Raw genomic sequence first — 21,601 nt, 5'->3', positions numbered from 1 at the left:
TGCTCTAGCGGGGCGGGCTCGGCCTCGCAATCCGAGAGGTGACGGTCACGCCGCGACCGGCACGGCCTGGAGGCGCTCGCGGAACTCACGGACAGCGGGGACGGACTTGCGCGGTTCGAGGTGTGCGGAGAACTCCTTCAGGCGGTCCAACGCCCGTACGGAACTGACACTGCTCTCCAGGAGTTCGGTGCCGTAGTTCGCGGCGTCGAGCGCCCCGTCCAGGTCGCCGCCAGCGAGCCGGGCTTCGGCCAGGCGGCTGGAGCGTACGGCCTTGTCCCGAGGGGCCGCGCTGTTCACGGAGGTCTCCAGGGAGCCTGTGGCGCGCTCCACTTGTCCGGATCGCAGCAGGACCTTGCCCTCGGTCGACTTCAACTGGGCCTCGCCGAACCAGTTGAGCCAGTCCGGGTTTTCCTCCGTCGTGTGGCGCTCCCAGTGGGACACGGCGCGGTTGAGCGCTGTTCCGGCCTTCGCATGTTCGCCGTCGCGGGACAGCGCCTCGGCCTTGTGCAGGTAGAGGAAGGAGTGGGTGTACGGCGACAGCGTGCGAGGGGCGTTGTCGATGGCGGTCGAGATGAGGTCGACGCGCTCGGCGGTCCGTCCGGCCTCGGAGACGTGGACGCCCATCTCCGCGAGGATGAAGGCGCCGAACGCGTCGTCTCCGGCGGTACGGGCGCTGCGCAGGGCGCCGACGTAGTAGCGCTGGCCGGCGGACCGCAGTCCCGCGTCGTAGGCCATCCAGCCGGTCAGGTGCGATACCCGGGCTGCCAGGGCGTAGAGGCGGAGTCGGATGTTCTCCGTGTACCTGCCCGTGCTCAGGAGGCCGGTGACAAGGGCGAGATCGCCGCGCGCCTGCTCCAGGAGTGTGGCGCCGCCGAGTTGGTCGTCGAGGGTGCGGAGCGTGCTGATGCGCTGCTCGATCGTCGAGACCATCGTGTCCGTGACCTGATCTCCGCCTAGGGCCGAGGCGAAAGCGGACGGCGCGTCCACCCAACTTGCCGCGAGACCCGTCAGGGCAACGCCGGTGATGGTGAGAAAGCCCCGGCGATCCATGCGGCCACTCCCCACGAGTTCGGACAACGCCTCAACGGTACCGGCCTCGGTCCACGGGGCGGTGAGTCCCGTGACCTCCCAGACCGGCAGCCACCGGGGCCAACCTTCCCTCCGCGCCTGCTCGTACGGGACACGCAGCAAGTCGGCGAGTACGCATTGAGCGTCCGCATCCGGCTCCTGGCCCTGCTCCCACTTCCATACGGTGGTCCGGTTGGTGGCGAGCGGGATTCCGAGCGACCGCCCGTGCGCCTGCATGAGTCGGGCGAACTCGGCCTTGCCCCATCCGCGCGTCTGGCGGAGGAAGCTCAGGGGGTGGACCGCCAACGGCTCACCAGGCATGTCATCGCTCCCGTCATCCCCCTCGCGGCGTAGTGGGGAGGCTACTGCGCGTGGCCGCGTACGGGGAGGGCGTCCCCAGGAGGAACCCCCTAGAAACGTTCCGCCTTGCTGGCTGGGGCCGTTGACTGAACATCAGCCGTCCACGGAGCCCGCGCATCGCGACCGCTCCCGGAACGGTTCTCAGATCGGCGGCTCCGCCCCTGTTTCCCCGTCGGGGACGGAGCCGCTCTCCAACTCCTCGGAGGCGTCCGCCATGCCCACGCTCGTCCATCGGTTCGTCCTCGCGGGTGAGGAAAGGGAAGTCTCCCTCGCCCGGCGCACGGTCGTCGACAAGGTGCGTGCGTGGGGTGTGCCGTTGGACGACGAGACGGCTGACGCCATCCGTCTCGTCGCCTCCGAGCTCGTCAGCAACGCCGTGGTCCATGGGGAAGGGCCCGTCACCGTCACGCTGTACCACCGACCCGGCCGTCTGGTGATCGACGTCCTCGATGCCAATCCCGGCGCCCCACAGACGAGTTGCGCCCAGGCCGACGACGAGAGCGGGCGCGGCCTGGCACTGGTCGAGTTTCTCGCTTCTCGGTGTGCCTGGGAGCCAGTCGGCCAGGGAAAGCGCGTATGGGCGGAGATCGCGCTTCCCAAGGCGGCGCCCGCCATCCGAGCCGCTGTTCTGCGCAGATTATTCGCGCTACGGCCGAAGCACGGCGTGGTAGCCGAGCCTGAGTCGCTCACTCTGGTGGTCGCGTGATGGGGCGGCACACCTTACGAGCGAATCCGCTTCCCGATCCCGACGTGGTCTTCCGGCCCACCCGCCGAGACATCGACCCCGTCACCAGGGAGCCCACTGATTACGCGCTATGGGACCGCCACGAGTGGCAGGCGCGCGGCGAGTGCTGGCTGTGGTGCGGACGTGACGACGTCGAGGTGACGTGGATCGGGCCCGTCCGGTCGAGCGGCATGCACGCGGCCCTCTACGCCTGCCGTGCCTGTCTGTATGAGCTGGACCAGCGCGTTCTGGAGATCAATATGCGCGAGGACGTCGGCGGAGTGCCGATTCACCGCTGACCCGCCCTGCCCTGGCGCTGGACTGCAGCTCATCGCGCGCCCAATGACCGCCGCCCCACGGCAACCCCTCCTCCCACGGCCGTGGGGCGGCCATCGACCTCCCGTCGGATTCCCAGCGGGAGAACCGAAAAGGAAGGAGCACGAGGTGACAGAGCCCACGACACCGCCTCCGGCCCGGAGCGGCCTCCTGGTGGCGGTGACAGAGCTGACCGCCGTCCATGACCGCTACGACAGCCTCCGGTCGGACAACCAGGGCAGTTCTGGCGACGCGCCGTGGCCGGGTGGCGACGGCAACCTGCACGACGGCGAGTAGGCGCCAAGCGGTGGGGGCCGGCGCGGTCGGCCGCGCCAGCCCCCGCTGTGTCCGCATCAGTGGCCGAACCCATGGAGGACACACGATGGAACACCGGTTGATCAGCGCTATCGAGGCAGCACTCGGCTGGAGCGGGGCCGAACAGCTGGGCAAGGGCTTCGTCCGCGGGAGCATGGACGACCCCACCCTCGTCTCCCGCATCATGACCCCGAACCGCCTGCTCGACATCGCGATGCGCAGGAGCCTGAACCGCCCGCAGTTCCGGTGCTTCCAGAAGGGCGAGGAGGTCCACCCGGCCATCTACTACACCGACAGCGTCAGCCCCCGCGGCCAGAGCATCTCCATGGTCAACATGCGCAGCCTGGGCAGGCTCCTGGGCGAAGGAGCGACGGTGATCATGGATCAGGCCAACGTCTTCGATCCGACGATGGAGGTCGCCTGCCGGGCCCTGCAGTGGTGGTCCCGCGAGCGAGTCCAGGTCAACGCGTACCTGACCACGAACGACGCCTCCGGCTTCCCCCTGCACTGGGACGACCACGATGTCGTCATCGTCCAGCTCGCGGGTGAGAAGGAGTGGGAGGTCCGCGCGACCTCCCGCGCGGTCCCCATGTACCGGGACGCCGACCCCAACAGCACACCGAGCGACGAGATCATCTGGTCCGGCCTGATGCGGACCGGCGACGTCATGCACATCCCCCGGGGCCACTGGCACCAGGCGACACGGACCGGCAGCGGCTCCGGCAAGAGCCTTCACGTCACGTTCGGCATCACCAAGCGCACCGGGGCGAGCTGGCTCGCATGGCTGGCCGACTGGTGCCGCGAACACGAGATCTTCCGCCACGACCTCGACCGCCGGCACGGAACCGGCACCGACGCCCTGACCGAGGCCGCCGCCCAGCTGGTCAGCGAGCGCCCGCCGACCGACTTCCTGGACGCGTACGAGCAGGCGACGGCCCTGCCCCGGCACGTGCCGTTCCTCGACATACTCGGGCCGCTCGACGCCGTGGTGTGCACCGCCCATTTCCCGCCCCAGATCGAGGAGCGCGGAGAGACCGTCGACATCGTGGCCTCGGGGAAGAGGCTCACCCTCGCGGCCAAGGTTCTGCCAGCTCTGCGTCTGCTGCTGAGCGGCAGGCCGGTCGAGTTGGAGCGGGCCACGGCCGTCGTCGGAGCCGAAGTGACCGAGGCCGCCGAGATCCTGGTGAAGGAGGAGCTGTGCGCGGTGCTGACCCCCGAGTTGTTCTCGGGCTACACCGGTCTCGTCACGAACGCCGACTCCTGACCCGGGCGCTCGACCTCGGCGTCACGGCACTCGACACCAGCACCAACTACCTCGGCTTCCGTTCTCATCAGGTCCTCGCGCAGACGGCTGGCGACCTGCTGCCGAAGTTCACTGTCTCCACGAAGGTGGGCCACTTTCCGGGACCGGGCGGGGCGGAGCACTCCCTGGACCCTGTACGGCTGCACGCGGCCGTGGAACTGGCGGCCGGTGACCTGGGGCAGGAGCCGGATCTGGTGTTCCTGCACAACCCGGAACACTCGCTCCGCGAGGCTGGCCCGCATGGCCAGGAGGTGCTGGCGGAAGCGTGCGCTGCCCTCGGTGACGCCACGAGCAAGGGCCTGTGTGCCGCCTGGGGCATCGCGTCCTGGGATCCATCACCCCTGGTAGGACTGATCGGCCCGGCCGTACCGAGGCCAGCGACCTTCATGGTCCGCGCCGGCCTACTCGTCGGAGTCAGAACGCTGGATGCCGCGGACGCCCTCATCAAGGCGTGGGACCTGGACCCCAGCGAGGCATGGGGCATGAGCCCCTTCGGCGGCAGCACCAGCGACCCGGTGTGGGCCAGGATCGACCCCCGTGTCTTCCTCGGTGACAGCCGCCAACTCTCGCGTGTGCAGGCGGCGTTCATGGCCGCCTATCACCTGCCGAGGGTCGGCACTGTGGCTGTGGGCACTGATGAGCCCGCCCATCTGGGCGAACTCGCCGGCGCCCTTGTCTGCGAGGTCGAGGAACGAACAGTCCAGGAGTACCGGAGTCTCCTGCGAGACCGTTCACACGATCAGCCGGCCTGAAGCTCCTTGATGACCTGCTCGGCGATGCGCCGGGCGGGTTCCAGCCGAGGGTCTTCCGGGTGCGCGTACGGCCCGAGGATCTTCGAGCAGGCGAACAGTGTCATCACCTTGCCGTCCCGGCTCTCGAAGTCCGACCGGCGTTCGTGCCATACGCGATCGGCCAGAGCCGGGACAGCAAGGGAACTCGCCCACAGCGAGGCCGAGTCCAGCCCCAGCGGCGCGTTACCCCAGTCCTCCCAGTCGAAGAGACTGAACGCCGGAGCCGTCATGTTGGCCCAGTTCAAGTCCGCGTGGGCCGGCACCCACTGCTCGATGGTCGTATCGAAATCGCCGGAGAAAACACCACGGACAGACTCGGTGACGAGGGCCTGGGTGACGGTCTCGGTGTCCGGCGTGGCGACCCGCCTCGTGCTCTGGGCCGCCAGCGCGTCCAACGACGTGTTCAGTGCACCCCACCAGTCGTCCGGCAGCTCCGGGGCTTCACTCAGGATGGCGTTTCCGACAGGAGCCCCTGGCAGAAGCTCGGTTTCGTCGGCTCGCCACATCACCGGCCCGTCCGGGGCCGCCCAGACCACACATCCGTGCCATTCGGGCTGGGCAATGCCCTTCAGACGAGCGGCACTCTCAGTCCCGTTCCACCCCTGGTCGGAGATCTTGTCGAGCAGGCGCCGCTCGATCCGAACCCAGGTGTCGCGGTCTGTTCTGGCCCCCACGGATCGGCGCTTGCGCACCATCGTGTCCGGGAGCAGCCCCACCTGGAGAGACCGCTGGACGCGATCAAGAACCTCGTCAACCGGTTGCACGCGTAGGTCGACAGCCTGACCCGTGGAGACCGAGAGCGTCATGGACGCGACCGTAGCAGTGGTGCGGTGAGAGGTGCCCGTCGCCGAGGCACGGGCGGCAGTCGCCAGCCATCCCAGAACCCGACTGCAGAGTCCCCACCGCCGTCCTGCCGTATCCGACGCTGCCCGGGGCACCCATCCCGCGTACGGCCTGTTCGTGGACCGGCTGCGCGAGATGGGCATCCTGATCGGTTTGTCCGAGCCCCACCGTCCGAAGGCCGGGGCGGACCGGTTGTGTTGGGAGGAGGCGCTGGAAGCTGCTCAAGTCCGGATTGTCAGTGCGGCTGGCTACGGGGTGAGCCGGTTCGGCCCGCGGAAGAGGAAGCTGGCTTGGCGGATGGAATCCAGACCGAGCATCACCATCAGCACCCGCCCGAGCCCCATGCCGAGGCCGCCATGGGGCGGGCATCCGTACCGGAACGCGTTCAAGTAGTCCTGCATCGGCTCGGGGCTCATGCCCTTCTCCGCGGCCTGCTTCAGCAGCACGTCGTACCGGTGCTCGCGCTGCGCGCCGGTGGTGATCTCCAAGCCCTTCCAGAGCAGGTCGAAGCTCAGGGTCACGCTCGGGTCGTCGGCAGCCCGCATGTGGTAGTAGGGCCGGATGCCGACCGGGCAGTGCGTGATGAACACGAACTCGTGCCCCGTGGCCTCCTTGATGTGGGCTGAGAGAGACCGCTCACCTTCCGGGTCCAGGTCTTCCCTGACCCCTACCGGGTCCTGTCAGTCGTCCTCGGCACGGCCGTCCTCCGGCTCCGGTCGGCCCACTGCCTGCACCGCAGCAGCCCATCGCAACCCGCGCCCCGGTTCGCCTCGCCTTCCGCAGGGGCGAAACTCCGGAGGCTATTCGGTGTCCTTCGGGTGTCGCGGGGAGGCGTACACAAGGATCACAGTCGAGGTGTCCGGGCTGACCAGGTAGCGGACCCGGCCGCCGCTGGTGATTTCGTACTCCCACTGCTCCAGCTCAGAGCCCTTCCATTCCCTGGTGGCGTGTCTGCCTCGGAGCTGGTGCCGGCGGTTCCAGTTGGCCCGCGACAGCGGGTCTGCGCGAAGGGCTTCAAGGCAGCGATGCGCGTTCGGCAACGCCACCCGGCACAGCTCCTCCCAACCGGTCGCGGCCTCGGTCGTGCCGTAAACGACGTTCCAGCCGCTCAGCGGAGGAACACTGACCCGATCGCCCTTCTTCGGACTCACTCGTGCACCTCGACGGGGCCGAGGTCGACGTCACCGAGCGGACGGAGCGCTTCCCTGAGCTGGTCAGGATCGGCGTTGATGCGGGCGGTGGCCCGCCACGAGACGATCGCTCGGTGCACAGCCTCCCTGGCGCCCAGTTCAGCGGCGTCGGACAACGCTTCCAGAAGCTCGACAGTGAATTCCCGGACTTCCTCGACGTCCAGGTGGCGCACCCACGGGAACACCTCGGGCAGCGCGAGCAAAAGCGACTTGGCACCGTCGTCCTGCTTCAGCATTGCCAGGAACAGCCGGGACGCCGTGGTCAGGTTTTCCTCGGCGCGCTCTGCGTATATGGCCGTGGTCAAGACCATGTCGGGCGCGTCTCGGTGCGTGACGCGCAGACATCCCAGGGCGGCGGCCCTGGCTGCGACAGCCTTCGGGTTACGCGACAGATCGGTGAACGAGACGGACTCCGATTCGGATGCCGAGGGTGCGATACTCATACTCAGACTGTACTCAGATTGTGCTCTGATTTCTATGGAGAGTCATACCGGCCCCGAAGGACGCGAACCCGAGCCGGGCTCTACGCGGAAGGTGATGGGCGGGCAGTAGCCCTCCTCGGCCAGCCAGGCGCGGGCCCGGCCGCGCTGTCGCTCATCGCGGAACCGGTGGTAGCGGCTCCAGGAGCGCTCGTCACCCGCGAGGACGGCCTTGAAGCGCCGGAAGGCGCCCCGCCCGCCGATGGCGATCCACAGCCGGTCGGCAAGGGCAGCGTCCTCCATCTCCTCGATGAACGCCTCCATGTCCCGGTAACCGGCCCTGGACCCCAGAGCCGGCACATACAGCCATCGCTCCGGATCGTCGTCCTCCTCGGCCTCGGGCCCAGGCCCCAGCTCATCGGTGAACGCCGGCCAGCACTCCCCGGTGGACAGATCGATCCGGCCACCGGACTCGGCCGGGTCGCCCTCCAGCAGCATGGCGAGCATCTCCAGATCGACCGCAAGCGGACGCAGGAGGGGGATCGCCGCATCTCCCGTGGCCGCGCGCAACCGATCCGCCAGCTCACCGTCGCCCCGGAAACCACGCTCCTGGAGCGCGCCGAGAAACAAGGCCGCCGTCTCCGCGGCCCCCGGCAGGCCCGGCGCCGCAGCCCCGGCCACACCGTCGCCGGCCACCTGAAGCACCTCACGCTCGGGTCCACGACGCAACGCCGCCCGCAGCGCCACCCCGTCCTGCGCGTGGAGCGCGCCACACAGGGCCCGCAGTCCGTCCTCGCCCCATCCCTCAATCACGACCCCGACGGTGGCGCCACCAAGGACGCATGACGCCAGGACCATCGGTCTCCCTCCGCCCGGCTCCATGCCAGTACTGGCGCACCTGGCGTCTGGGGGCCAGGCGGTGCTGCCCGGTCAGCGGCGCCGCTTGCGGCCGCTCCTGCCTGAGGAGCGCCGGGTCTTCCGGGCGCGGCCGACGCGGGCACCGTGGGTACCCAGTGCGCGGGCCGCCAGCTGCCTGAGCTCGTCGAGTCCTGCCCGGTCCGGGTGCGCGGAGTCCAGCGCTGCGGCAACCGCGTCCCGGGCCTGGGGGCCCTGGGCGCGCAGCATCTCCTCGGCGCCGTCCCCGCCGCCCGCCAACTCCACGAGCTGAAGCAGGCTCTCGGCGAGCACCAGCAGATGCTCGGCATCGGTCATGTCCTCCGGGGACAGCAACTCACGGTGCGCCAGCTCGTTCAGCGCCAGCGGCGCCAGCTGTGTGTCTCGCCGCAGCGTGCGCAGCAGCCGCTCGCCCTCACCGTCCGGCAACGCCGCCGGCAGCACGTCGAGCATCGCCTGCGCTCGCGTGCGGTAGGTCATGCTCCTTACGGCGTCGGTCAGTTGCCGCAAGGCACCTTCCCGCTCGCCGCGTGCTGTGATCCAGCCGGCCAGCTCCGTGCGGGCGGCGTCCGGGTCGTAGTCCTCGGCCAGCACCCCCAGCAGGCCGGCCGCCGACGCCTGGGCCAGTTCACCGACCAGCGGTGCGTCCCGGCCGGCCGCCAGCAACCGCTGTCGTACGGCCCGGGTACCGAGCTCGGTGAGACGGATGAGTTCGACCGGCCCGGCGGTCAGCTCCTCACGCCGGGCATCGGCACGCTCCCGCGCCGCCGGGTCCGTAGCCGCCTCCGCGACGCCCAGCAGTTCCGCGAGCTCCGGCGGCATGTCCGCGGGCAGCTCGGTTCCGGTATCGGAGAGGTCGACGTCCAGGAACACCGGGTCGGCCATCCCGCGGTCGCGCTGGATCGCGCCCAGATCATCCAGCAGGTCGAGTACCGTGCGCAGGTCCCGGTCGGCGTGCTCGAACCACATCCCGTGCCGGAGATCCGGCCCGCCGTCCAGCTGGAAGCGGGCCCGGTAGGCCAGGTGTACGGAGTCGCGCAGCCGCGGCCAGGGCATCGGGTACGGCAGGCTGTAGAGCGTGTTCAGCACATCTTCCAGGATGTCCTCGTAGACGTCGAAGAGCATCGACTCGACGTGCCAGCCGCTACGCGCGCCGATCAGGGCCTGCCGCAGCTCGAAGCACGCGTCGAAGGCGCGCAGCCACAGCTGGAGCGGGTCGGCCAGCACCGGCCGTGCCTTGGCCACCACGTACAGACGCCCCTTGGTCACCCGGACCAGCCGCGCCTTCTTGGCCCACTCCAACAGCAGGCCCAGCCGCGGCAGGTCGGCCGAAGAGCGCACCCCGTCGACCTTGTCCCCGGTGTCCAGTACGTCAACCAGCTCTCGGGCATCTGCCATCCGCAGCCGCCCCGCCGCCGTCACCGCGCGGCCGTCGCGCCCCGCCCACTCGGCGAGTCCGCGCAACTGCGCGAGAATCGCCGGTGCCTCGGCCCGTCGACGCAGCTCGCCGTCCGGGGGGAGCACCACAGGCAGCTGCGGCTCCGCCCGCTTGACGCCGTGCAGTGTGTTGCCGGTCAGCCGCCGCTTCATGATCACATCGAGGACCTGCTGGTCGTAGAGGACCTCCCCACGCTGCGCCCGCTCCGCGAACCGCTGCAACGCCGCCCCGTCCAAGACGTCCACGCCCTGCCCGGCGGCTGTCATGGCCCAGAACTTGGCCATCCCCCAGCGGGTGTCGTCCGCCATCGCCGCCGGATACTGCCCCGCCGTCGCGTCGACCGCAGCGAGGGAGTCCTCAAGGGCGGGGCCGCGCGGGTCCGCCAACTGCGTGGCGTGCAGATAACGCAGCAGCGTGCGCAGTGTGCCCGGAGCGTCGGCGTGTTCCTCCCCGGGAAGTTCGGTGACCTGCTCGGGAAGCCACGAGAGGAGTAGCTCTTCCACATGGCGCGACTCCCACAGTCCCAGTCGGCCGTCGGCAGTCGCCCGATGCCGGTAGTCCAGTGCCGTCTCAGCCGTGAACCCGTCCACCGGCAGCGCCTGCTCCCCGGCCCACCTGACGAGGTGGTCGACCAGCAACCCGCACGCGGCCTCGAACTCTTCCTCGGCCTCGGGTTCGAACCGCATCCGCATGAAAATCGTCCGCCCTGTCAGGAACAGTCCTTGCCGCCTCACGCTATCGCCCGTCCGGGTCCGACAGGACAACTCGGCTGAAGGTGAGCGGTCGGCTACCGCAAGGGCCGTACGCGGGGGTGTCACCCCCAGCGACCGCGGCATGGAACCTCCGTGCGACGAACCGCATTCTCCGCCACACGGACTCACGGCAACGGGCCGGCCGACCTCGCCGGCCTCCCTAGGGGCGTGCCGCGCATCATACGAATAGGCGTACGAACGAGGTGCCGCCTGGGTCACCTCCACGCCGGATCTCGTCACGGCCGTCCGCTCGGCCAAGCAGTTCCTGACGTACGTGGCGTCGGGGCCCTTCCAGTACGCGGTGGCGGAGGCGCTGTCCCTGCCGGACTCGTACTTCGAGGAGTTCCGTGCGGACATGCTGGCCAAGCGGGACCTTCTGGCGAACGGCCTGACGGAGGCGGGCTTCGAGGTCTTCAGGACCGCTGGCACCTACTTCATCACCACCGACATCCGCCCGCTCGGCGAGTCGGACGGCTTCGCCTTCTGCCGCGCCCTGCCCGAACGCGCGGGCGTGGTCGCCGTCCCCAACGCGGCCTTCTACGACGACAGCGAGCAGGGCGCGCCTTTTGTTCGATTTGCTTTCTGCAAGCGGACAGGCGTGCTGGAGGAGGCCGTATCCCGGCTCAAATCGCCGGCGGTGTAACAGCCGTACGGTCCGGGCTCGTCCGTGGACCTCAACCCCGCATCGGAAAGGTCACGTGTCAGCAGACACCATCGCGACGCATGGCCATGACGCCGGCAAACGCTTCGACGACACGAGACCGCACATCGCCCTCCTCCCAGGTGAGGCAGCGGAGATGGTCGGAGACCACTTCGCGGATCGGGACCCGGCCGTCGCGGGCTCTGCGGAGATCGCCCCAACCGTGCTCGATGAAGATGTCCACGCCGTCCGTGGCGATCCGCTTCGACACGAGGCCGTAGGGGGTGTCGAAGGCGTCCCGTACGGCAGCGGCGGCCTCCCTGATCTCGCTCATGCGGAGTCCCAGGTGGGCCGCACGCCCGGTCATCGGCTCAGCCGGCCGCCCGGAGTCGGCCGCCGGTCCGGCAGCCCCGGCAGCGGCCTGGTTCCGGCGAGCGGAAGGCCCGGTCGCAGCCGTCGCAGTTCCGCAGGGGCACGGCCATCGGGCGGGCGGCGGGTTCCGCGCTTCTGGCTGGTACCGGCAGGGGAGTCTCCTTGAGGCGGTAGGCGAGGATGCCGACCGGGCGGGTGAGGAAGCGGTCCGGCAGCCGTGCGGTGAGGTGGTCCGTGATGTGCGTGGGCAGCAGGCCCGCCGCGAGCCACCGGGCGACGGCCGGGGCGAGGCGGGCGGTTTCCTGCCCGGACAGGATGAGGCGGGGGTCGACCCGGCGCAGTGCGGTGAGTACGGCCACCGCCCGGGGGTCGGCGTCGGCGAGCGGGATCGTCGCCTCCGCCCCGGCTGGTGCGGGCGCGGCCACCGTCTCCTCCCGGCGCGCGGATGCTGGCGCGACTGCGGCGGCGCCCAGCCTTCGCGGCCCGCACGGCTTCGGCGGCTCGGGAGGCCCGTCTGGGTCCGGGTCCGGGTCCGGTTCCGTGTCCGGATCGCCGCCGGGGACGTCGTAGAAGTAGGTGCGGGTACGGACGTGCCCGGTGGGCGTCCGCTCTCGGCGGCGCTCCAGGAATCCGGCCTCTTCGAGCTCCCTGAGCGCCCGCGAGATCAGGATCTCGCCCTCGCTGAAGTGCTTGCACAGGGCGGGGATGGTCACGGGGATGCCGTCGGGCAGAGAGGCGATGTACGCCGCGACGCCGACCGTGACCGCGCTGCCGCGCCTCTGGGCGAGGGCGTTGGAGATCACGGTGAAGTCGGCCGTCAGCCGGGTGCGGACGTGGATCACGCCGGAGGTCGGAGCTCCGGCGTCGGCGCGCGAGGGCGCGTTAGACTGCGGGTCAGCCATCGGGAAGTCGTTCCTTCTCGATCGGTCAGGCCCTCGTTCGGGATTGCAGTCCCGGCGGGGGCCGAAGTCTGTGTGCGGTTGTCGCGGCGAACGTAACCGTCCGTATCCCGACCCTGCAAGCCGGTCACTCGGACGAGTGACACGAGCCGTGCGGCCGGGGAGGGTGGGTGGGCGGGTAGTTCTTTCCCCTGGTTCTTTAGGGAGGTCAGCGGCCTGCCGGGCCCTCGCGGACCGGGGTCCGGTGAGCCCGGGACGTGGACGGCGACCAGGGCCCGGCGGGCTCAGCGACGGTGGTCCCCCGCCTTCAACTCACCTGTGAAGGCGGCCCAGACGGCGGCCTCGAAGCACAGCGCCGGACCGTGCGGGACCTTGCTGTCACGGACGGGGACGACGGCCTCCTGGATTCCGTCGGCGACCTCCACGCAGTTGCCGCCCTCCTGATTGCTGTAGCTGCTCTTGCGCCACACGGCGACGCTCAGATCGGGACGGGACATTCGCTCCACGGTTGCAGCCCTCCATCGCGGATCGGATCATGTCGAGCGACATGAGCGGGGGCAGGGCATTCGCCCGTAGCCGATCGTAGGTCACCGTGAATCGGCTGACTTCGGCTGGCTCCTCAATGAGTTGGCCGTAGTGAGCACCCTCTGTGTAGGCGACTTCAGAGCCGTCCGGCAGTGTCAGCACCGTCAGGGAACCGCCCATCACGTCGTGCTCGCCCTGGTCGAATGGGAGCACCTGGACAGTGATGTCGTGCTCCGCCGCCACACAGAGCAGCAGCTCCAACTGCGCGCGCATCACGTCGCACCCGCCGATCGGACGTCTGAGAACAGCTTCGTCGAGCACCACCCACAGGTCCGGCCGGTCGGGCGAACCGAGCCGTTCCTGCCGTGCCATGCGGACTGTGAGTCGTTCTTCCAACTGCTCCTCACTGCTGAGCGTCAGGCCGACGCTCAGAACGGCTCTCGCGTACTGCTCGGTCTGCAACAGGCCCGGCACCACGTGAGCCGCGTACTCACGAACGGCCACCGCCCGCTCCGCGCACTCCATGAACCTCCGCGACCAGTCCGGAAACGCCTCCCGGTACACGTACGGCCACAGCTCCACCAGCAGATCGTCCGCACCGAGGGCCACATCCAGCGCCCGCGCCAGGTCCAGCGTCGGCTTCGCCCCGGACGCCCGCTCGATCTGCGTGATCCGCGTGCCCACCACGTGGACCTTGCCGCTCAGTTCGGCCTGGGTCAGCCCCGCCGCGAAACGGAGTCTGCGGACCCGCGCACCGAACAGCGCGGCCATCGACGTACTGGGGTCAATTCCGTTGGCCAAAGCGTCACTTCCGTTGCTTACGAGTCGAGAAGTAAGGCCGCGTCACCTGTTGAGCGTAGGGCGGCCGGACGACTCTTGGGTGCGGAACGTGACGACTCACGCACACCACGCCACACCCCTGCTCGACAGCCGAGGACGGACCACGCCGTGCTGACAGAAACGACGAACGTACAGAGCGAACCGCCGGCTCTGGTCGCGCAGTTCACCTCTTCGCCCCGAGGCGCGCGACTGGCTCGTCAACTCGCCGTACGGCACCTGGAGAAGCAGGGGTACCCGCCGGCGTCGGACGCGTCGTGCGCGGTCGCCCTCGTGGTCGCCGAACTCGCCGCCGACGCCGTGCTCCACGGCCGGGTACCGGGACACGGCTTCGGTCTTCGGGTCGCTCTGGACACGGCGGCGGGTGTGGTCCGCGTCGAGGTCGCGGACGCGGCCTCCGGGAAACGGCCCCCGGCCACGCCGCCTTCGTCGGCTCCCGAGGGTGAGTCGGGCCGAGGGCTGCTCCTGGTGGACACCCTGGCCGTGCGCCGGGGTTGCGCAGCGCGCCACCCGCTGGGCAAGACGGTGTGGGCGGAGGTGCCCGTCGCCCGGTCAACCTCCGTGCAGGAAACTTGAGTTGTGATAACTGAGGGAAGTCGATGCAGACGCCGGAGGCGGTCTTCGCATGGCGTCCGAGGGACACGATCGTGTCGTACTGCATCGACTTGATCGCGCTGGAGTGCTCGAAGCTCCGCGGAGTCAGGATCACCTCTCCGTCAGCTCCGAACAGGACCGTGTATCCCCTGGGGAACTCGGTGTGCACGATCACGTCGGCGCTCACGGACGGCTCCTTGCCGTGCGTGGTCAGGACACGACGGGCAGTGCCGCGTCACCGAGCACGGCGGGGGCACCCCCGAAAACGGGTGAGCCCGGCCTCGCGCGCGGCCCTCGTGGGGTCGGTGCGCGGGCCGGGCTCCGCCGGGGCTACTCGTCGTCCTGCGGCTTCTCCGCGTCGTTGATCTCCTGCTCCAGGCCCAGCTGCTCGACGAGCCACTTGTCGAACTCGATGGCGGCGCGCACCCAGCTGACGGTCGAGGAGACGAAGTGCTCCAGGCTGACGCCGGTGCCGATCAGCATCTGCGCCTCGCCGATCAGCCGGACCGTGCCGTCGTCGTGGGTGTGGCTGTAGACCTTGGGCCACAGGGTCCGGCGGTTCCAGTCGTCGATCGACTCCAGCAGCTGCGGCTTCTCGTCGATCTGGTGGGGCCGGTCGTAGAACGTCCGCACCGAGAAGACCTGCTGGTCGTCCTCGCCGCGGAACATGAAGTACGTACGGAACTGCTCCCACGGCGCCGCGAGGTCACCCTCGTCGTCGACGACGTACTTCAGCTCCATCTGGTCGAGGAGCTGCTTCACGAGGTCCTGATCCGGGATGACGGGGCCGGGCGGAGGTCCGGGCTCCGGCTGCTGGCCCCCGAAGTTCGGAATCGAGGACGGGTCGATGGTCACCGTGATTTTCCCTTCGTACGGATTCCGCCATCCTCCCCCATGCGGGGAGGGGGGTGGCAAGCCCGGACGGGCCTGTCAGCCCTGGGCTGACTCGATCCGGTCACGCCGGACGGGCACCCGGGGTGACCGGGTACCCGCTTCCGCGGCGTCCTGCGGTGCTCAGAGCGACTTTTCGGTGGCCGGACCGACGATCAGGCCGTCGCCGAAGGCGTCCACCCGGACCGTGTCGCCGTCCTTGACCTCGCCGGCGAGGATCTCCCTGGCGAGCCGGTCGCCGATGGCGGTCTGCACCAGACGGCGCAGCGGGCGGGCGCCGTAGGCCGGATCGTTGCCCTCGTCGGCGAGCCAGGCCAGGGCCGCGTCGGAGACCTCCAGGGTCAGCCGGCGCTCGGCGAGCCGCCGGGCCAGCCGGCCGATCTGGAGCCGGGCGATCCGGCCCAGCTCGTCCCTGCTCAGCGCCGAGAAGACGACGAGGTCGTCCAGGCGGTTGAGGAACTCGGGCTTGAAGGACGTGCGCACGACCTCCAGCACCTGCTCCTTCTTCTCCTCCTCTCCGGTCAGCGGGTCCACGAGGAACTGGCTGCCCAGGTTGGACGTCAGCACCAGGATGGTGTTGCGGAAGTCGACCGTGCGGCCCTGCCCGTCGGTCAGCCGCCCGTCGTCCAGCACCTGGAGCAGCACGTCGAAGACCTCGGGGTGCGCCTTCTCGACCTCGTCGAGCAGGACGACGCTGTACGGCCGCCTGCGCACGGCCTCGGTGAGCTGGCCGCCCTCCTCGTAGCCGACGTAGCCGGGGGGCGCGCCGACCAGCCGGGCCACGCTGTGCTTCTCGCCGTACTCCGACATGTCGATGCGGACCATCGCCCGCTCGTCGTCGAAGAGGAAGTCGGCGAGCGCCTTGGCCAGCTCGGTCTTGCCGACGCCGGTCGGGCCGAGGAAGAGGAACGAGCCGGTCGGGCGGTCGGGGTCGGCGATGCCGGCCCGGGTGCGGCGCACCGCGTCGGAGACCGCCCGCACGGCCTCGCTCTGGCCGATCAGCCGCCTGCCGAGCTCCTCCTCCATGCGCAGCAGCTTCTGCGTCTCGCCCTCCATCAGCCGCCCGGCCGGGATGCCGGTCCACGCGGCGACGACGTCGGCGATGTCGTCGGAGCCGACCTCCTCCTTGACCATGGTGTCCTTGGCGGCCTCCTCCTCGGCGGCGGAGGCGGCCTCCAGCTCCTTCTCCAGGGCGGGGATCTCGCCGTAGAGGAGCTGGGAGGCGGCGTCGAAGTCGCCGTCGCGCTGGGCGCGCTCGGCCCGGCCGCGCGCCTCGTCCAGGCGCTCCTTCAGCTCGCCGACGCGGTTGAGGGACTGCTTCTCCTTCTCCCAGCGGGCGGTCAGGCCGCGCAGCTCCTCCTCCTTGTCGGCGAGGTCGCGGCGCAGCTTGTCCAGGCGCTCGCGCGAGGCGGGGTCGGTCTCCCTGCCGAGGGCCAGCTCCTCCATGCGCAGCCGGTCGACGGAGCGCTGGAGCTCGTCGATCTCGACGGGCGAGGAGTCGATCTCCATGCGCAGCCGGGAGGCGGCCTCGTCGACGAGGTCGATGGCCTTGTCGGGCAGGAAGCGGGAGGTGATGTACCGGTCCGACAGACCGGCGGCGGCCACCAGCGCGCTGTCCGCGATCTGCACCTTGTGGTGGGCCTCGTAGCGGCCCTTGAGCCCGCGCAGGATCGCGATGGTGTCCTCGACGGTCGGCTCGGCGACCAGCACCTGCTGGAAGCGCCGCTCCAGGGCCGGGTCCTTCTCGATCCGCTCGCGGTACTCGTCGAGGGTGGTGGCGCCGACCATGCGCAGTTCGCCGCGGGCGAGCATCGGCTTGAGCATGTTCCCGGCGTCCATGGCGGAGTCGCCGCCCGCGCCGGCGCCGACGACCGTGTGCAGCTCGTCGATGAAGGTGATGACCTGCCCGTCGGAGTCCTTGATCTCGGCGAGGACGGTCTTCAGGCGCTCCTCGAACTCGCCGCGGTACTTGGCCCCGGCGACCATGGCGCCGAGGTCGAGCGCGACCAGCCGCTTGTTGCGCAGCGACTCGGGCACGTCGCCCTTGACGATCCGCTGGGCCAGCCCCTCGACGACGGCGGTCTTGCCGACGCCGGGCTCCCCGATGAGGACGGGGTTGTTCTTGGTGCGGCGGCTGAGGACCTGGACGACGCGCCGGATCTCCTGGTCGCGTCCGATGACGGGGTCGAGCTTGCCCTCGCGCGCGGCGGCGGTGAAGTCCGTGCCGAACTTCTCCAGCGCCTTGTACTGGCCCTCGGGGTCGGCCGTGGTCACCCGGCGTCCGCCGCGCGCCTTGCGGAAGGCGTCCAGCAGCTTCTTCACCCCGGCGCCGTGCCGGCCGAGCACGTCGGCGGCGGGGCCGCCCTTGGCGGCGATGCCGATGAGCAGGTGCTCGGTGGAGAGGTACTCGTCGCCGAGGTCGGCGGCGCGTGCCTGGGCGTCGGCGATCACGGCGAGCAGGTCGCGGTTGGGCTGCGGGGGCGCCACGGTGGACCCGGTCACGCTGGGCAGCGCGGACAGGGCCTTCTCGGCGTCGGCGCGCACCGACGCCTGGTCGGCGTCGACGGCGGCGAGCAGGTCGGTGATGTTCTCGTTGTCCTGGCCCTGGAGCAGAGCCAGCAGCAGGTGGGTGGGGGTGAGATCCGGGTGCCCCTCCGTCACGGCCCGGTTGCTGGCCGCGTTGATCGCGTCCCGGCTCCTGTTGGTCAGCTCGGCTTCCACGTCTGCGTTCTCCTCCTGGCGTCAGCCTCTCCCGGTGCTGACCGAGTCAGCGTACATAAAGTTGAGTCTATTCCACTCAAGGTGGGTGCGGGAGCCGTCCGGGCGCTAAGTTCCGTGGCCATGGCCGCATACCCCCAGGATCCGGGCGCGCCGGACGCGCCGTATCTCGCCTTCTGGCAGGAGAAGCACCTGTGCACCCTGACCACCCCGCGCCCGGACGGCACCCCTCACGTGGTACCCGTCGGAGTCACCTACGATCCCGGGGCCGGGCTGGCCCGGGTGATCGCGAACCGGCACAGCGCGAAGGTCGGGCACGTGCGGGCCCGCGGGGAGGCGGGGGCCCGGGTCGCGGTCTGCCAGGTGGACGGGCGGCGCTGGGCGACGCTGGAGGGTGTGGCCCGGGTCAGCGGCGATCCGGAGCGGGTGCGGGAGGCGGAGCTGCGGTACGCGGCGCGCTACGGGCGGACGCCGGCGGCCAACCCCGACCGGGTCGTGATCGAGATCGCGCTGACGCGGGCGATGGGCCGGGGCTGACGGGCCGGGGCGGACGGGCCGGTTGACCGGTTTCCGGCCATGCCCGCGCGGGCCGATACCCGGAAATGTGCCGCGAAACTGCAGCGGCGTCACCGTGTTCAGGTCACGGTGACGCCGCTGCGGGGGGAAGCACCTGAGCGATCTGTTACGACGGGGGAATCGCGTCAGGCACTGCGGGGGGTGGCTGAGATGGTCCGGGCGGCCGGAGCCTCCGGCTCCACCAGCCGGTGGTCTCGCTGGTCGAGGTTGACGAAGATCATTCCATAGCGGATGGCGCACCGCACGGGCTGCGGCGCCCCCCGAGGCCGCCGCAGACACCGGTAGGCCCGCACGTCCTCGTCCTCGTCCCTCGTGACGACGACCGGCTCGCCGAAGACAGTCACCATCAACGAGTCACCGGAGTGGGGGATCGCGGTGACCAGGTCGATGAAGTGCCAACCCGACCGGTAGGCGGTGGCCATCTCTCTTCGGAACGAGCGGTCGTCGGGTGGGGTGGTCACGTCAGCTCCAAGCGCTGTCGTCGTTGACTGCGCCACCCTCGGTCAAGCTCGCGCCCTTGGTCGCGAACGACCAGGCGCTGTCGGCCCGGACGTCACCCTTCGTGCCGGAGAAGCCACCCAGAGATCCAAAGGCCACAACGGCGGAGAAGGCGGCGACAAGCACCGAGCGAAGCATTCTCTTACGCATAGTCGGCTTCGTCCTCACTTGAAGGTCCCCTCTTCCCCCGTCGAGTAAGACGATGGCTCATTCGGGCACTTCATGGCCACACGATCGGTGCATCATGTTCCTGCATGTTCAGGACCCTGGGGGGTGGAGATTTGGCAATGAATCGGACTAAAGCGACGCATCCCCACGCTGCTACGGAATTGTGCGGGGAAGGACGGCGTCTTTACGCGAACGCGCTGCGCACGGGGCATATCACCCGGACGGAGGTGGAGCCCGCGCCCTGTCTCATGGAGTTCGCCCTGCTCCATCCGGATCCCGACGATCCGAACCTGCTGCATCCGGTTCCTCCCTCGGTGGCCCTGGCCCAACGGCTCAATCCCATCGAACGGGAGATCACGGAACGCAGGCGGCTGTCGATCGAGCTGGCCGACGCCTTCGAGCCCTTCATGGCGCTCAGCGCGCAGGTGACCGGGTCCACGCACGCGATCACCGTGCTGGAGGGCCTGGACCGCATCAACAGCGCTCTCGACCTCGCGACCTCGCAGTGCCGGAGCGAGATGCTCGCGGTCCAGCCGAGCCACCGGCACCCGGAGCGCCGGCTGATCGAGGCCCTGGAGCGCGACAAGCCGCTGATCGAGCGCGGGGTGCGGATCCGCACCCTCTACCAGCACACGGCCCGCTACAGCCCCGAGAGGCTCGCCTGGGTGGACAACTTCGCCGACGGCAAGGCGGAGTACCGGACCATCGACGAACTGGTCGAGCGCCTGATCATCTGCGACGAGACGGTCGCGTTCATCCCCACCCGCGACGACCGGCAGGTCGCCCTGGAACTGCGCCACCCCGGCCTGGTCCGCTATCTCATCAAGGTGTTCGAGTTCATGTGGAGCCGCGCGGTTCCGCTGAGCGCCGGCGCGCCCTACGGGACCGCCCCCGACGGCATCACCGACATCCAGCACACCATCGCCAAGCTCCTGGTCGAGGGCCACGTCGACGAGGCCATCGCGCGCCGCCTCGGGATGAACGTACGGACCTGCCGGGCCCACATCGCCAAGCTCGCCGCCGCCCTCGGCAGCGGCAGCCGCGCCCAGCTCGGCTATCTCATCGCCCAGTCCGGGATACTCGACAAGGAGCAGTGAGCACCCCGCGCCCCCGCGCGCAGCGCCCCGCGCCCCCGCGAGCCGCATCGCCGCGTACCCCGCCGCGTCCCGTACCCGTACCGCCGCCGCCTCACCGGCCGGTCGGGGACTGCCGGCCGGGCGCCCCGGACACCCCGGCGACCCTGATGACCGCGGACTCGGAGGACTCCGGGGACTGCGAGGACTGCGAGGACCCCGACGACGAGGCCCGGGTGCGGTCGAGGCCCACCTGCGCGATACGCACGCCGAGTTGGGTACGGCTCGCCGCCCCGAGCGTCTCCGACAGGCGCGCGATGTGCGCCCGGCACGTCCGCACGCTGATGCCCAGCCGCTCCGCGATCACCGCGTCCTGATGCCCCTCGGCCAGCAGCGCGGCGATGGACTGCTCGCGGTGGGAGATGCCCTCGATGCCGGTGTCGGGCAGCGGGGCGGTCAGCGGGATCGCCAGCCGCCACAGCCGCTCGAAGACCGTCCCGAGGTAGTTCACCAGCGCCGGGTGGCGCAGTTCCAGCGCCATCGTGCGGTCGGTGTTGGCGGGGATGAAGGCGACCGTGCGGTCGAAGAGGATCAGCCGGTCGAACACCTCGTCCAGGGTGCGCGCCTCGACCGCGTCACCCATCAGCTCCAGGTAGTTGAGCAGCCCCTGGCCGTGCCGGGCCACATGCGTGTACAGGTCGCGCATCCGCACCCCGCGCCCGCGCAGCGCCATGGCGCGGTGCAGGCCCTCGGTCAGCTCGTGCTCGGGACGGATGCCCCCGGGCTGCACGGTCAGCACCTCCGCGGTGCAGTTCTGCGTGGCCTCGTCCAGGGCGCCCTGGATGCGCGCGTCGCCGTCCAGGACCCGGATCGCCGAGCCCGCGAGCGGGCCCTGCGCGCCCGGCGCCCGCGCGGGCTGGGGGCCCAGGGCGGCGTACCACTCGACGGCCGCCACCGCCGAGCCCATCCGCCGCTGACTCGCCCGCACCTCGTCGTAGACCCCGCGCAGCAGCCGCGTCATGACCTCCTGCGGGGAGGTCGGCACCAGCCAGTCCATGTCGTCGGGGTCGGGGTGCAGCAGCGCCAACTCCATGAGGCACGGCACCGGTTCGGCGTCCGGCCGCGGCACCCGGCCACGGCGTACGGCCCGGGAGTACACGCGGTCCCCCGCCTCGCACAGTCGGTCGGCGCCGTGGGGATGCTCCTCGGTCCTGTGCCCGGCCATCGCTCATCCACCCCCGGTTCCTGCCTCGTGCGCCGGCTCGCCCGCCTGCGGAGTACGCCGGCGACGCCCCGTGCCGGGCACCCCCGGCGGGTCCGGGCCGCGGTCCTCCGAGCCGCCCTCCCGGCCCCTCGGGCCCGCGGTTCGCTCGCGCTTCCGCAGCGCAACTATGCGCG

The 21,601-nt window shown here is 70.3% G+C and carries 23 protein-coding genes and 2 pseudogenes; 9 read left to right on the top strand and 16 right to left on the bottom strand.

Annotated features, from left to right (window positions below):
• Window positions 1-45 precede the first annotated feature (45 nt).
• Window positions 46-1,389, bottom strand: coding sequence for an NsdA family TPR-like regulatory protein (locus SZN_RS16950; protein WP_043731217.1), 1,344 nt, complete (start codon window positions 1,387-1,389; stop codon window positions 46-48).
• Between the two features lie 253 nt (window positions 1,390-1,642).
• Here SZN_RS16950 and SZN_RS42635 point away from each other — a divergent pair, with 253 nt between their 5' ends.
• The 5 genes from SZN_RS42635 (at window position 1,643) to SZN_RS16930 (ending at window position 4,837) form a co-directional block, all read left to right on the top strand.
• A complete protein-coding gene (locus tag SZN_RS42635; RefSeq protein WP_007496552.1) occupies window positions 1,643-2,134 on the top strand; it encodes an ATP-binding protein in 492 nt (163 codons plus the stop codon).
• Window positions 2,134-2,451, top strand: coding sequence for a hypothetical protein (locus tag SZN_RS42630; RefSeq protein WP_043731231.1), 318 nt, complete (start codon window positions 2,134-2,136; stop codon window positions 2,449-2,451). Before SZN_RS42635 ends, SZN_RS42630 begins: the two co-directional genes overlap by 1 nt.
• 145 nt (window positions 2,452-2,596) lie before the next feature.
• Window positions 2,597-2,764, top strand: coding sequence for a hypothetical protein (locus SZN_RS41430; RefSeq protein WP_167546311.1), 168 nt, complete (start codon window positions 2,597-2,599; stop codon window positions 2,762-2,764).
• A gap of 85 nt (window positions 2,765-2,849) precedes the next feature.
• Complete coding sequence (locus SZN_RS16935) at window positions 2,850-4,046, top strand: JmjC domain-containing protein (protein WP_007496546.1); 1,197 nt, start codon at window positions 2,850-2,852, stop codon at window positions 4,044-4,046.
• Window positions 3,980-4,837, top strand: coding sequence for an aldo/keto reductase (locus tag SZN_RS16930; RefSeq protein WP_007496545.1), 858 nt, complete (start codon window positions 3,980-3,982; stop codon window positions 4,835-4,837). Before SZN_RS16935 ends, SZN_RS16930 begins: the two co-directional genes overlap by 67 nt.
• On the opposite strand, the gene SZN_RS16925 is transcribed toward SZN_RS16930, so the two are convergent.
• From SZN_RS16925 to SZN_RS16900, 6 genes and pseudogenes are all read right to left on the bottom strand, one after another.
• Window positions 4,825-5,682, bottom strand: coding sequence for a hypothetical protein (locus SZN_RS16925; protein ID WP_007496544.1), 858 nt, complete (start codon window positions 5,680-5,682; stop codon window positions 4,825-4,827). The two genes, SZN_RS16930 and SZN_RS16925, sit on opposite strands and share 13 nt — an antisense overlap.
• A gap of 285 nt (window positions 5,683-5,967) precedes the next feature.
• Window positions 5,968-6,396, bottom strand: a pseudogene (locus tag SZN_RS16920) (amino acid--tRNA ligase-related protein); the annotation flags it as partial.
• Window positions 6,397-6,519: 123 nt separating this feature from the next.
• Window positions 6,520-6,870, bottom strand: a complete 351-nt coding sequence (locus SZN_RS16915) for a hypothetical protein (RefSeq protein WP_007496542.1) — start codon at window positions 6,868-6,870, stop codon at window positions 6,520-6,522.
• Window positions 6,867-7,352: a hypothetical protein gene (locus tag SZN_RS16910; RefSeq protein WP_043731214.1), complete on the bottom strand. Its 486-nt coding sequence runs from the start codon at window positions 7,350-7,352 to the stop codon at window positions 6,867-6,869. Before SZN_RS16910 ends, SZN_RS16915 begins: the two co-directional genes overlap by 4 nt.
• Before the next feature lie 42 nt (window positions 7,353-7,394).
• Complete coding sequence (locus SZN_RS16905; protein WP_244313373.1) at window positions 7,395-8,141, bottom strand: UPF0158 family protein; 747 nt, start codon at window positions 8,139-8,141, stop codon at window positions 7,395-7,397.
• Window positions 8,142-8,258: 117 nt separating this feature from the next.
• Complete coding sequence (locus tag SZN_RS16900; protein ID WP_050815079.1) at window positions 8,259-10,346, bottom strand: hypothetical protein; 2,088 nt, start codon at window positions 10,344-10,346, stop codon at window positions 8,259-8,261.
• 277 nt (window positions 10,347-10,623) lie between these two features.
• On the opposite strand from SZN_RS16900, the pseudogene SZN_RS16895 reads away from it, so the two are divergent.
• Window positions 10,624-11,055: pseudogene (locus SZN_RS16895) on the top strand (aminotransferase class I/II-fold pyridoxal phosphate-dependent enzyme); the annotation flags it as partial.
• A 58-nt stretch (window positions 11,056-11,113) separates the two neighbouring features.
• Here SZN_RS16895 and SZN_RS16890 read toward each other — a convergent pair.
• From SZN_RS16890 to SZN_RS16875, 4 genes are all read right to left on the bottom strand, one after another.
• The gene (locus SZN_RS16890) at window positions 11,114-11,386 is read right to left on the bottom strand and encodes a hypothetical protein (RefSeq protein ID WP_244313372.1); all 273 of its coding nucleotides are present in this window, start codon (window positions 11,384-11,386) and stop codon (window positions 11,114-11,116) included.
• 37 nt (window positions 11,387-11,423) lie between these two features.
• On the bottom strand, window positions 11,424-12,326 hold the full coding sequence (locus SZN_RS16885; protein ID WP_208865816.1) for a hypothetical protein: 903 nt from the start codon (window positions 12,324-12,326) through the stop codon (window positions 11,424-11,426).
• Window positions 12,327-12,607: 281 nt separating this feature from the next.
• Window positions 12,608-12,748: a DUF397 domain-containing protein gene (locus SZN_RS42620; protein WP_007496535.1), complete on the bottom strand. Its 141-nt coding sequence runs from the start codon at window positions 12,746-12,748 to the stop codon at window positions 12,608-12,610.
• Entirely contained in the window at window positions 12,702-13,619 is a 918-nt protein-coding gene (locus SZN_RS16875) for a helix-turn-helix domain-containing protein (RefSeq protein WP_007496534.1), read from the bottom strand. Before SZN_RS16875 ends, SZN_RS42620 begins: the two co-directional genes overlap by 47 nt.
• Window positions 13,620-13,796: 177 nt before the next feature.
• On the opposite strand from SZN_RS16875, the gene SZN_RS16870 reads away from it, so the two are divergent.
• Window positions 13,797-14,261, top strand: a complete 465-nt coding sequence (locus SZN_RS16870; RefSeq protein ID WP_007496532.1) for an ATP-binding protein — start codon at window positions 13,797-13,799, stop codon at window positions 14,259-14,261.
• 348 nt (window positions 14,262-14,609) lie between these two features.
• Here SZN_RS16870 and SZN_RS16865 read toward each other — a convergent pair whose 3' ends face one another.
• Both SZN_RS16865 and clpB read right to left on the bottom strand, forming a co-directional pair.
• On the bottom strand, window positions 14,610-15,134 hold the full coding sequence (locus SZN_RS16865) for a type III secretion system chaperone family protein (protein WP_007496530.1): 525 nt from the start codon (window positions 15,132-15,134) through the stop codon (window positions 14,610-14,612).
• A 159-nt stretch (window positions 15,135-15,293) separates the two neighbouring features.
• The gene (gene clpB, locus SZN_RS16860; RefSeq protein WP_007496528.1) at window positions 15,294-17,891 is read right to left on the bottom strand and encodes an ATP-dependent chaperone ClpB; all 2,598 of its coding nucleotides are present in this window, start codon (window positions 17,889-17,891) and stop codon (window positions 15,294-15,296) included.
• Window positions 17,892-18,011: 120 nt separating this feature from the next.
• Between clpB and SZN_RS16855 the strand changes: the two genes are divergently transcribed.
• Window positions 18,012-18,425: a pyridoxamine 5'-phosphate oxidase family protein gene (locus tag SZN_RS16855; protein ID WP_007496525.1), complete on the top strand. Its 414-nt coding sequence runs from the start codon at window positions 18,012-18,014 to the stop codon at window positions 18,423-18,425.
• Between the two features lie 164 nt (window positions 18,426-18,589).
• Here SZN_RS16855 and SZN_RS16850 read toward each other — a convergent pair whose 3' ends face one another.
• Both SZN_RS16850 and SZN_RS40500 read right to left on the bottom strand, forming a co-directional pair.
• The gene (locus SZN_RS16850) at window positions 18,590-18,925 is read right to left on the bottom strand and encodes a Rieske (2Fe-2S) protein (RefSeq protein ID WP_043731211.1); all 336 of its coding nucleotides are present in this window, start codon (window positions 18,923-18,925) and stop codon (window positions 18,590-18,592) included.
• 1 nt (window position 18,926) lies between these two features.
• Entirely contained in the window at window positions 18,927-19,112 is a 186-nt protein-coding gene (locus SZN_RS40500) for a hypothetical protein (RefSeq protein ID WP_106432664.1), read from the bottom strand.
• Window positions 19,113-19,249: 137 nt separating this feature from the next.
• Between SZN_RS40500 and SZN_RS16845 the strand changes: the two genes are divergently transcribed.
• Complete coding sequence (locus SZN_RS16845) at window positions 19,250-20,227, top strand: helix-turn-helix transcriptional regulator (RefSeq protein ID WP_078508669.1); 978 nt, start codon at window positions 19,250-19,252, stop codon at window positions 20,225-20,227.
• Window positions 20,228-20,318: 91 nt separating this feature from the next.
• Here SZN_RS16845 and SZN_RS16840 read toward each other — a convergent pair whose 3' ends face one another.
• On the bottom strand, window positions 20,319-21,428 hold the full coding sequence (locus SZN_RS16840) for a helix-turn-helix transcriptional regulator (protein ID WP_007496517.1): 1,110 nt from the start codon (window positions 21,426-21,428) through the stop codon (window positions 20,319-20,321).
• Window positions 21,429-21,601 lie beyond the last annotated feature (173 nt).

The sequence above is a fragment of the Streptomyces zinciresistens K42 genome, from assembly GCF_000225525.1.
In the GTDB taxonomy this organism is placed as follows: domain Bacteria; phylum Actinomycetota; class Actinomycetes; order Streptomycetales; family Streptomycetaceae; genus Streptomyces; species Streptomyces zinciresistens.
This window is presented reverse-complemented; position numbering and strand designations above follow the sequence as displayed.